At 75.8% G+C, this 9849-nt stretch carries 8 protein-coding genes; 5 read left to right on the top strand and 3 right to left on the bottom strand.

Annotated features, from left to right (window positions below; all coding sequences use genetic code 11):
• Positions 1-49: 49 nt before the first annotated feature.
• On the bottom strand, positions 50-724 hold the full coding sequence (locus tag ACFCY1_RS29490) for a Crp/Fnr family transcriptional regulator (protein WP_030288117.1): 675 nt from the start codon (positions 722-724) through the stop codon (positions 50-52).
• A gap of 309 nt (positions 725-1033) precedes the next feature.
• Here ACFCY1_RS29490 and ACFCY1_RS29485 point away from each other — a divergent pair, with 309 nt between their 5' ends.
• The 3 genes from ACFCY1_RS29485 to ACFCY1_RS29475 all read left to right on the top strand — a co-directional run bounded on the left by ACFCY1_RS29485 (position 1034) and on the right by ACFCY1_RS29475 (position 4626).
• A complete protein-coding gene (locus ACFCY1_RS29485) occupies positions 1034-2674 on the top strand; it encodes an FUSC family protein (protein ID WP_375876588.1) in 1641 nt (546 codons plus the stop codon).
• Positions 2675-2725: 51 nt separating this feature from the next.
• Entirely contained in the window at positions 2726-3226 is a 501-nt protein-coding gene (locus ACFCY1_RS29480; protein WP_049659810.1) for a MarR family winged helix-turn-helix transcriptional regulator, read from the top strand.
• Positions 3227-3492: 266 nt separating this feature from the next.
• Positions 3493-4626, top strand: a complete 1134-nt coding sequence (locus ACFCY1_RS29475) for a sensor histidine kinase (protein WP_375876587.1) — start codon at positions 3493-3495, stop codon at positions 4624-4626.
• 46 nt (positions 4627-4672) lie between these two features.
• Here ACFCY1_RS29475 and ACFCY1_RS29470 read toward each other — a convergent pair whose 3' ends face one another.
• Entirely contained in the window at positions 4673-7213 is a 2541-nt protein-coding gene (locus ACFCY1_RS29470) for an ABC transporter permease (protein WP_375876586.1), read from the bottom strand.
• A 210-nt stretch (positions 7214-7423) separates the two neighbouring features.
• The gene (locus ACFCY1_RS29465; protein ID WP_049652150.1) at positions 7424-8056 is read right to left on the bottom strand and encodes a DNA-binding response regulator; all 633 of its coding nucleotides are present in this window, start codon (positions 8054-8056) and stop codon (positions 7424-7426) included.
• Positions 8057-8179: 123 nt separating this feature from the next.
• On the opposite strand from ACFCY1_RS29465, the gene nth reads away from it, so the two are divergent.
• Together nth and ACFCY1_RS29455 are read left to right on the top strand one after the other, a co-directional pair.
• Positions 8180-9073 carry an endonuclease III gene (gene nth, locus ACFCY1_RS29460; RefSeq protein WP_375876585.1) on the top strand — a complete coding sequence of 298 codons (894 nt, stop codon included), beginning with the start codon at positions 8180-8182 and terminating at the stop codon, positions 9071-9073.
• Complete coding sequence (locus tag ACFCY1_RS29455) at positions 9070-9843, top strand: CoA pyrophosphatase (protein ID WP_049652149.1); 774 nt, start codon at positions 9070-9072, stop codon at positions 9841-9843. Before nth ends, ACFCY1_RS29455 begins: the two co-directional genes overlap by 4 nt.
• Positions 9844-9849: the final 6 nt, after the last annotated feature.

Raw genomic sequence — 9849 nt, 5'->3', positions numbered from 1 at the left:
GGCCCGTCCGGATCGGACGGGCCCTTCCGCGTTCACGGGTTCGCTGGTGTCAGCGCGAGCGGCGCGACAGCCGCTCGACGTCCAGCAGGACCACCGCGCGGGCCTCCAGCTTCAGCCAGCCGCGGCCGGCGAAGTCGGCGAGCGCCTTGTTGACCGTCTCGCGGGAGGCGCCGACCAGCTGGGCCAGCTCCTCCTGGGTGAGGTCGTGGGCGACGTGGATGCCCTCCTCGGACTGCACGCCGAACCGGCGGGAGAGGTCCAGCAGGGCCTTGGCGACGCGGCCGGGCACGTCGGAGAAGACCAGGTCGGACATCACGTCGTTGGTGCGGCGCAGGCGGCGGGCGATGGCCCGCAGCAGCGCGATGGAGACCTCGGGGCGGGCGTGCAGCCAGGGCTGGAGGTCGCCGTGGCCGAGGCCCAGCAGCTTGACCTCGGTCAGCGCGCTGGCGGTCGCGGTGCGCGGGCCCGGGTCGAACAGCGACAGCTCGCCGATCATCTCGCTGGGGCCGAGCACGGCGAGCATGTTCTCGCGGCCGTCCGGGGAGGCGCGGTGCAGCTTGACCTTGCCCTCCGCCACGACGTACAGCCGGTCGCCCGGGTCGCCCTCGTGGAACAGCGACTCCCCACGGGCGAGGGTGACCTCGGTCATGGAAGCGCGCAGCTCGCCGGCCTGTTCGTCGTCGAGTGCCGCGAAGAGTGCGGCGCGCCGCAGAACGTCGTCCACGTGCTTCCTCCTTCTCGGCCGTACGGCGGGTGGGCCGTCCGGCGCAAGTTCCGTTCAGTGTTCTGCATCACCAAGCATGGCGCATGTCGCTCCGATCATATGAGGAGGGGGTGTGTCGGGGTGTGCCGTGCGGGGCCATTCGTACCGGCGGACCACGGGTCGGGCCCGGGAACGGGAGGCCTCCGACGGTTGTCGGTCGAACTCTTGTCCGTCCGACTCGAACAGGGAATTGCCCTCGCCGTGTGGGTGTCCGGTGCGCGGCACCGCGGACATATATTTCACGGATAAATTACCTGTTAATCTTTTTGCATGGTCACCACCGCCCAGTTCCGCCAGGCACTTCGGGTCGGTCCGGCCGGGGACGGCTGGCACAAGCCCGCGCTCAGCGCCGTGGTCACCCTCGGCGCGCTCAACCTCACCCTGCTCGGCCTCGGCCGGCTCGACCTCGCCCTCTACACCTCGGCCGGCGGCCTGGGCGCGCTGTACGGGCACGGCCTGCCGTACCGGGCCCGGGCCCGGATGCTGGTCGGCGTGTTGCTCGGGACCGTGCTCAGCACCGGTGCCGCCCTCACCGCCGCCGCGCTGACCCGCGACGCCGCCGTCCTGGTCGCGGTCGCGGCGGTGCTCGCCGCCCTGCACAAGCTGTTCTGCGACGCCGCCCGGGTCGGCCCGCCCGGCAGTCTGATCATCACCTTCACCTCCTCCAGCTGCGCCTTCCTCCCGCAGCGGCTCGGCGAGGTCCCGCCGCACCTGGCGCTCACCGCGCTCGGCGCCGCACTGGCCTGGCTGGTCTGCATGGCCCCGGCCCTGGTGCGCCCGTACGGGCCCGAGCGGATCGCCACCGCCCGCGCTCTGGAGGCCGCGGCCCGGCTGCTGCGGACCGGTCCCGGCCGGCCGGACGCCGCCGCCCGTACCGCCCTGGTCGGCGCGGTCGAGGCGGCCCGGCAGAGCCTCGCGCTCTCCGCCCCCGCCCGGCGGCGCGCCCTCGGCGACGCGCCCGAGCGGCTGCTGGTCCGCGCGGAGGCCGCGCTCGTTGGACCGGCCCGGCCCGAGGACGCCGGGTGGTACCTCGACCGGGCCCGCGAGCTCCGGCGCGGCCGCCCGCTGCCGTCGCCCGACCTCACCGAGGCGGAGGCGGCGGAGACGGAGGCCGCGGCCGCCCGCCGGCCCGGCCCCCGGCCACCGCTGCGGCGGGCGCTGCGACCGGGTTCGGCGCTGCTGCCGATCGCGCTGCGGGTCGCGGTCGGCTGCGCCGCCGCCGGGTGGCTCTCGCTGGCGCTCGGCGTCGGCCGGCCGTACTGGGCGGTGGTCACCGCCGCCTCGGTGTTCCAGGCCAACAGCACGCTGTCCTGGCAGCGCGCGCTGCAGCGGGTCCTGGGCAACCTGCTCGGCCTGCTGCTGTTCACCGCCGCGCTGCCCGTCGCCCACTCGGGCCCGGTGGCGCTGATCGGGCTCGGGCTGCTCTGCCAGTTCGGGGCCGAGGCGACGATCGCCCGCAGCTACTGGCTGGCGACGGTCTTCGTGACCCCGATGGCGCTGCTGATGACGGAGTTCGCGGGCCCGCAGCCGGTCGGGACGCTGGTCGCCGACCGCTGGCTGGACACCTGCGTCGGCGCGCTCACCGGCCTCGCGGCCTGCCTGCTGGTCACCAACCGCCGCACCGCCACCCGGCTGACCCACGCCCTGGCCGGAGCCGAGGCCGCCGGCCACCGGGCCCTGGCCGCCGTCTCCGGCGTCTCCGCCGCGAGCGCCCCGGAAGCGCGCGCCGCCCGCACCGGCCTCGCCGCCGCGCTGCTGGAACTGCGCGAGGCCACCGATACCGCCGCCGGCGAGTGGCGCCGCCCCGCCCTCCCGCACCAGCGCGCCGCCGCCGCCGAGCAGCGGTCCCACCACCTGCTGGCCGCCCTGTTGGAACGCCGCGGCCGAGGGGACCAGCCGGACACGCCCTAGGATCGACAGGGTCGAAGCCGACCGGCAGGCCGCAGAACGGGAGCAGCACGCGTGGAGGACGTCGTCGCAGGTGTGCTGCGCCAGTGGGAGCGGGCCTACCCGGGGCTGGACACCGGTCCGATCGCCGTCCTCGGCCGGATCAACCGCTGCGCCGCCCTGCTCCAGCAGACCCCCGACCCGCTCACCCGGGCCGGCCTCACCCGCGCCGAGTTCGACATCCTCGGCGCCCTGCTCCGCCTCGACCGCGAACTGACCCCCACCCAGCTCGCCCGGGAGAGCTTCGCCTCCGGCGCGGCCGTCACCAAGCGGCTGCGGCTGCTGGAGGAGCGCGGCCTGGTCAGCCGCCGCACCGACGACCGGGACCGCCGGGTCGCCCACCTCGCGCTCACCGAGCAGGGCCGCACCCTGGTGGACGGGCTGATCCAGGAGCTGGTCGCCCACGACCGCGCCCTGCTGGCCGGCCTCACCCCCGCCGAGCAGGACCGGCTCGCCGAGGCCCTCAGCGGCCTGCTGAACAGCCTGGAGGGGACGATCGGCCGCACCCCGGGCTGAGCCGACGGGCCCCGGCTGCCGGCTCGACGGACTCCGACGAAGCGTCAACGGCGCTGCTCCGGTGGGAACGTATGCTCGCGGTGCGGTGTACGGGGGCGCGTCGGGTACGAAGCGGGCTCCGTACGTCGCGTGCGGCGTGTCGAGTCGTCTACCGGGAGCTCCCCTTGGGCCACAGCGCGGACCGAACCGGCGGCGATCGTCTCCGGCCGAAGCGCCCGGGCGGCTCGGCCGACCCCCTCACGCGGCTCACCCGGGGCATCGTGGTCATGACCGCTATCGGCTTCTGCGCCGCCTCGGCGGTGGCCACGGTCCGCAACCACGACGGTCTGGCCTACCAACTGCCCGCCGTCGCCCTCCTGTTGGTCCTGCTCGGCTTCCAGATCGGGCACGCCGGCCCGTGGCGCCTGGCGCGGCACTGGTGGCCGTGGAGCCTGGTCGCCCACGGGGTGCTCACCTACCTGCCCTTCCTGCTCCTCGACGGGACGTGGGTCGGCATCCCCGGTTCGTTCGCCGGATCGGTGCTGCTGACCGTCGCGGCGCCGCGCTCCTGGGCGCTGGCCGCCGCGCTGGTGGTCGCCCAGTACCCGCTCTGCGCGGCGCTGGGCGGGAACACCGGCCAGTGCGTCAACGCGTCGGTGTCCATCGTCGTGGGTGGCATCGTGGTGTACGGGGTGGCCCGACTCGCCGACCTGATCGCCGAGTTGCGGGCGGCCCGGACCGAGCTGGCCGAGCTCGCGGTGGACCGGGAGCGGCTGCGCTTCGCGCGCGACCTGCACGACCTGCTCGGCTCCAGCCTCTCGGTGGCGGCGCTGAAGTGCCAGCTCGTCGAGCGGCTGGCCGCGGAGCACCCGGAGCGGGCCCGTGTGGAGCTCGCCGAGGTGCTGGCGCTGGTGCGGCAGGCGATGGCGGACACCCGCCGGCTCTCCAGCGGCGACGTCCGGATGTCCCTGGCGCGGGAGGCGCGTTCGGCGGTCGCGGCGCTGCGGGCGGCCGGGATCGAGGTCGAGGCCGACCTGGACTGCGAGGGGTTGCGGCCCGAACTCGACGCGGTGCTGGCCACCGTGCTGCGCGAGGCGGTCACCAACCTGCTCCGGCACAGCACGGCCCGGCGCTGCGGGATCCGGGCGGGCCGGGACGACCTCGGCACGGTGCGCCTGGTGGTCTCCAACGACGGCGTTCCGGACGAAACCGGCGACGTGCCAGGCGAGTTGGGCGAAGGTCCGGACGAACCCGGCGGCGTAGCGCGCGAACCGGGCGGCGGGCGCGGCATCGGGAACCTCACCGAGCGGCTGCGGTCGGTCGGCGGCCGGCTGACCGCCGAGCGGGACGGAGCGGGCTGGTTCCACCTCGCGGCCGTCGTCGAGGCCGCGCCCGCCCGGTCGGCCGCCCGCGCCGCCTGACCGCGGTCCGCCTGCCCGGTACGGCCGACAGGTCCACGCGGCCCGGCTATTCGCGCATCCCCATCGCCTCGGTCGGCTCCCGCCGCAGGGCCAGCCAGGTGGTCAGCAGGACGGTGCCCGCCCCCAGCAGCGCCGCCCCGCCCAGCACCGCGGCCACCCAACTCCCGGGCGGCGCGGGCCAGGCCGGGCCGCCGAGCGCCAGGCCGACCGGGACCAGGACGGCGGCGGTGACCGCCGCGCCGAGGAGGAGCGCCACGGCGACCGTGATCCCGCCCTCCCAGGCCATCATCCGCAGCACCTGGCGGCGCGTGGTCCCCACCATCCGCAGCAGCGCGAACTCGCGCAGCCGTTCGGACGTGGCCATCACCATGGTGTTGACGACGGAGATGGCGGTGAACAGGCTGATGACGCCGAGCAGCAGCCGGGCCACCGCGGTGGCCGCCTCCTGCTGGTGCCGGCGTGCCGCGTCGTAGTCGGCCCGGTCGCTGATCCGGGCCATCGGGTAGGCCGGGGTGAGCCCCTGGAGTTCCCGGGTCACCTGCCCGGGGTCGGCGCCGGGGGCGGTGCGGACCAGTACGGTCGCCGCGAGCAGGTCCGGCAGGTGGGCGGCGGCGAATCCGGTGGGCAGCAACGCGTCGGCGAAGCGGTCCTCGCGCTCGTAGACGGCCGCCACCGTGGCGGTGCTGTCGCTGCCGTCATCCCAGCGGATCCGGACCGGGGCCCCGACGCCGACCTTGAGGCGGGAGGCCGTCCGCCGCCCCAGGGCGATGCTCTCGCCGCGCAGCCGGTCCAGCGAGCCGGCCGTCACCCCGGGGTCGAGCAGCTGTTCCAGCCCCTGCGGGTCCACGATCCGGGCGTCCGCCCCGGCGACGCCGCCGCCGTCCGCCGCGGAGCCCGAGGACACCATGACGAAGCCGGGGACCAGGCCGCCGGCCGCCGCGACGCCGGGCAACCCGCGGACGGCTTCCGTGAACTCCGTCGGCAGTCCGATGCCCCTCGCCTGGGCCACGTGGTCGGCCAGCAGCCGCCGGCCCTCCTCGGCGGCGCCGGCCTGCGCCTTGACGACCGGGACGAGCAGCATGCTGCCGTTGAAGGCCACCGCCAGCACCAGCGGGGTGACGGCGGCCGCGAAGCGGCGGGGCTGGGCCCGCAGGGAGGCGGAGGCGAGGAACCCGGCGACCGGGAAGAGCAGGCCCACCGGCCCGCCGATCACCACACCGGCGACCCGGCCGATCAGCGGCCCGAGCAGGGCCACCCCGAGCAGCAGCGGCACCACCATGCCCTCGGCCGTACCGGCCCCGTCGCGGCCGCCCGTCGAGTGGGCCAGCACCACGCCGCAGACGGCGAGCGTCGCCAGCCCGAGGCAGGCACGGAGCCGGCCGATCCGCGGCGGCGGCGCCGAGGCGTCGCGCAGCGCCCGGGTGGGTTCGACCCGGGAGGCCCGGCGCGCGGCGGCCCGGACGGCCAGCTGGGCGGTGATGACGGTGCCGCCGAGGACGACCAGTGGGGCGGTCGGCCCGATGTGCAGCGGCACGTCCGGGCCGACCACCCCGCGGTCGACCAGTACGCCCCGCAGCAGTGCGGCGAGGCCGGTCCCGGCCGGGAGGCCGACGACCGCGGCCGCGAGGGTCAGCAGCAGCGTCTCCAGCGCGACCATCCGCCGCACCTGCCCGGTGGTGGCGCCGACCGCCCGCAGCAGGGCCATCTCGCGCAGCCGCTGCTGGACGGAGAGCGCGAGCGCCCCGGCCACCACGAAGGTCGAGACGAGCAGCGACAGGACGCCCATCGTCCCGGCGAGCGAGGAGAGGGCGTCCCCGGGCCCGGACGTGCCGGTGAGCTCCAGCTCGCCGCGCTCGTCGCCGGTGTGCACCCGGGGCCCGGACCAGTCCGCCTCGCCGTCGCGGGCCCGCGCCTCGGCGAGCGCCCGCCGGGCCTGCCCGGCCAGTGCCCGCAGGTCGGTCCCCTCCGTGACGGTGATGCCGATCGCGTCCGCGCCGGTCGTCGTCCCGGCGAGCCGGGCGGCCTGCCCGGGGCTGAAGAAGAGCGCGCTCTGGCGGGACAACTCCCTTGGCGGCGCGGCCAGTCCGGACACGGTGTAGTCGCGCGGCGCCCCGGTGGTGGCCAGCCGTACGGTGCCGCCGGGCGCGACCCCGGCGCGGGCGGCCGTCGCGGTGTCGAGGACCACCTCGTCCGGTCCGGCCGGGGCGCGGCCGGAGGCCAGCCGGAACGGGGCGAGGGCGGCGCTCGTCCAGGAGTGCCCGAGCGAGGGGCCGCCCTGCGGTCCGGACAGGACCCGCCCGTCGGCGGTGGCCACGGCCGCCGGGAAGGAGAGCTCGGGGAGGGCGGCCGAGACGCCGGGCAGTTCGGCGAGTGCGCCGGTCAGCGGTCCGGCGTCCGGGAGGCGATGGCCGTGGCCGATCACGAGGGGGGCCGCGGCGTACCGTTCGGTCGGCGTGCCCGCGCGCAGGCCGGACTCCAGCAGGACCCCGCAGGCGGTGGTCAGGACCAGGGCGCAGAGGAGCGCGGTGAAGGCTCCGGCGAAGCCCGCCTTCCGGGCCCGTACCGTCCGCCAGGCCAGCTTCAACACGTGGCTCAGCCCCCCGCCGGTACGCCCTCGATGACATCGCGAGCCTAGCTCCGGGCGCTTCGGACGGAATTCCATTCGTTGACGAAGGAAGGCTTCGGTGAGCCGCACCGTGGGCCGTCCACGGCCGGATCCATGGGAAACGCACGGTCCGTCGCCCCGTCGCCCCGTCGCCCCGTGGATCCGGTGACCCGACGCCTCCGGGTCGGCGGATCACCGGGAACGATCCGGACCCACCGTCGGCAGCCAGCCCATCTCCTCGGCGATCCGGATCGCGTCGACCCGGCCGCGGCCCCCGGTCTTGGCCACCGCGGCGGCCAGGTGGTTGCGCGCGGTGCCCGTCGAGACGAACAGCCGGGCGGCGATCTCGCTGACGGAGTCCCCCCGCGCCGCGAGCCGCAGGACCTCCGACTCCCGGGGCGTCAGCGGGTTCTCCCGGGTGTCCAGGGCGGCCAGCGCCAGCTCCGGGTCGACGACGCGCTCACCGGCGGCCACCTTGCGGATCGCCGCGGCCAGCTCCCGGGCCGGGGCGTCCTTCCCGAGGAACCCGAGCGCACGGGCGGAGAGCGCGGCGCGCAGGTGGGCGGGTCGCACCAGTCCGGTGAGGACCAGTGTCCGGCAGCCGGGGAGCTTCTCGTGCAGTTCGGCGGCCGCCCGCAGCCCGTCCAGTCCGGGCAGGTCGATGTCGAGCACCGCGACGTCCGGGCGCACCTCCAGGGCGGTCGGCACCACCTGGTCCCCGCGCTCCACGTCGGCGACGACCTCCAGGTCCTCCTCGTACGCGAGGAGGGCCATCAGCGCGCCGCGCACCATGCTCATGTCCTCTGCCAGCAGGACCCTGATCATCCGCACACTCCCCCTGTCAGGTGACGGCCACGGGCGGAGTTCATTAGACAACAGGCCTTGCCAGGGCGGGTTTCCGTGCTTGATCGGCCCCGAGCGGTCCTCCGGTCGGCGTAGCCTTCGTGCATGGCAGAGAGCAAGGTCCGGAAGGCCGCGGCGAAGAAGCCGGTGGCGAGGACGGCGGCGGTGAAGACGGCGGCGGTGAAGCCGAGGAAGCCGGAATCGCACCTGGCGATGGTGCGGCGGGCCCGGCGGATCAACCGCGAGCTGGCGGAGCTGTACCCGTACGCGCACCCGGAGCTGGACTTCGAGAACCCCTTCCAACTGCTGGTGGCCACCGTGCTGTCGGCGCAGACCACCGACCTCCGGGTGAACCAGACCACCCCGGCGCTGTTCGCGAAGTACCCGACGCCGGAGGACATGGCGGCGGCGAACCCGGAGGAGCTGGAGGAGGTCATCCGCCCGACCGGTTTCTTCCGGAACAAGGCGAAGTCGCTCATCGGCCTGTCGATAGCGCTGCGCGACGAGTTCGGCGGCGAGGTCCCCGGTCGGCTGGCCGACCTGGTGACCCTGCCCGGCGTCGGCCGCAAGACCGCCAACGTCGTCCTCGGCAACGCCTTCGGGGTCCCCGGCATCACCGTGGACACCCACTTCGGGCGGCTGGCCCGCCGGTTCGCCTGGACCACCGAGGACGACCCGGTGAAGGTCGAGGCGGCCGTCGCCGAGATCTTCCCGAAGTCGGAGTGGACGATGCTCTCGCACCGGGTGGTCTTCCACGGCCGCCGGATCTGCCACTCCCAGAAGCCCGCCTGCGGCGCCTGCCCGATCGCGCCGCTCTGCCCCTCGTACGGCGAGGGGGAGACCGACCCGGAGAAGGCACGCAAGCTGTTGAAGTACGAGATGGGCGGCCAGCCCGGGCAGCGGCTGCGGCCGCCGGCCGACTTCCCCGGGGAGGCGGCCGCCCGTGCGGACGCCGCCGTCCACCACGGACAGGTCGCGGACCTGGCGGTGGACGCGTGAGCGGGCGGTGCGGGCACCCCGGGCCGGAGGCCGGGGGAGTCGCGCGGGGCATCGAGCTGGACGGGCTGCCGGCCTGGCTGGAGCCGGTCCGGGAGGCGGCCGAGCGGGTGATGCCGGAGCAGCTGAGCCGGTTCCTGCCGCCGGCCGAGGGCGGCCGTCCGGCGGCCGTGCTGATGCTGTTCGGCGAGGGGCCGCAGGGCCCGGACCTGCTGCTGATCGAGCGGGCCCGCTCGCTGCGCTCGCACGCCGGGCAGCCGTCCTTCCCGGGCGGCGCGCTGGATCCGGAGGACGGCGACCCGAACGGCCCGGGCCCGATCGCGGCGGCGCTGCGCGAGGCCTGGGAGGAGACCGGCCTGGACCCGGCCGGGGTGCAGGTGTTCGCGGAGCTGCCCCGGCTGTACATCCCGGTGAGCAGCTTCGTGGTGACCCCGGTGCTCGGCTGGTGGCGCGAGGAGTCGCCGGTGCGCCCGGTGGACGCGGCGGAGACCGGCGCGGTGTTCCGGGTCACCGTCGCGGAGCTGGCGGACCCGGAGAACCGGGTGCGGCTGCGCCATCCGTCCGGGCACGTCGGGCCCGCCTTCGCGGTCGCCGGGCGGCTGGTCTGGGGCTTCACCGCCGGGGTGATCGACCGGGTGCTGCACCACAGCGGCCTGGAGCTGCCCTGGGACCCGTCCAAGGTCGTCGACCTGTCGGACGAGGCGCTGGCCCTGGTCCAGGGCGACCTCGAACACTCCCGGGTGCTGCCGGGCGGCGACGCCGACGCTTCGTGACGGGCC

This window comes from Kitasatospora sp. NPDC056273 (genome assembly GCF_042268845.1).
Taxonomy (GTDB): domain Bacteria; phylum Actinomycetota; class Actinomycetes; order Streptomycetales; family Streptomycetaceae; genus Kitasatospora.
The sequence above is the reverse complement of the archived record's forward strand: the minus strand, read 5'-3'. Positions and strand labels throughout refer to the sequence as shown.

Coding starts and splice junctions, on each gene's coding strand:
- ACFCY1_RS29485 (WP_375876588.1), top strand. CDS start 1,034: ATGGTCACCACCGCCCAGTTCCGCCAGGCACTTCGGGTCGGTCCGGCC.
- ACFCY1_RS29475 (WP_375876587.1), top strand. CDS start 3,493: ATGACCGCTATCGGCTTCTGCGCCGCCTCGGCGGTGGCCACGGTCCGC.
- ACFCY1_RS29465 (WP_049652150.1), bottom strand. CDS start 8,056: ATGATCAGGGTCCTGCTGGCAGAGGACATGAGCATGGTGCGCGGCGCG.
- nth (WP_375876585.1), top strand. CDS start 8,180: ATGGCAGAGAGCAAGGTCCGGAAGGCCGCGGCGAAGAAGCCGGTGGCG.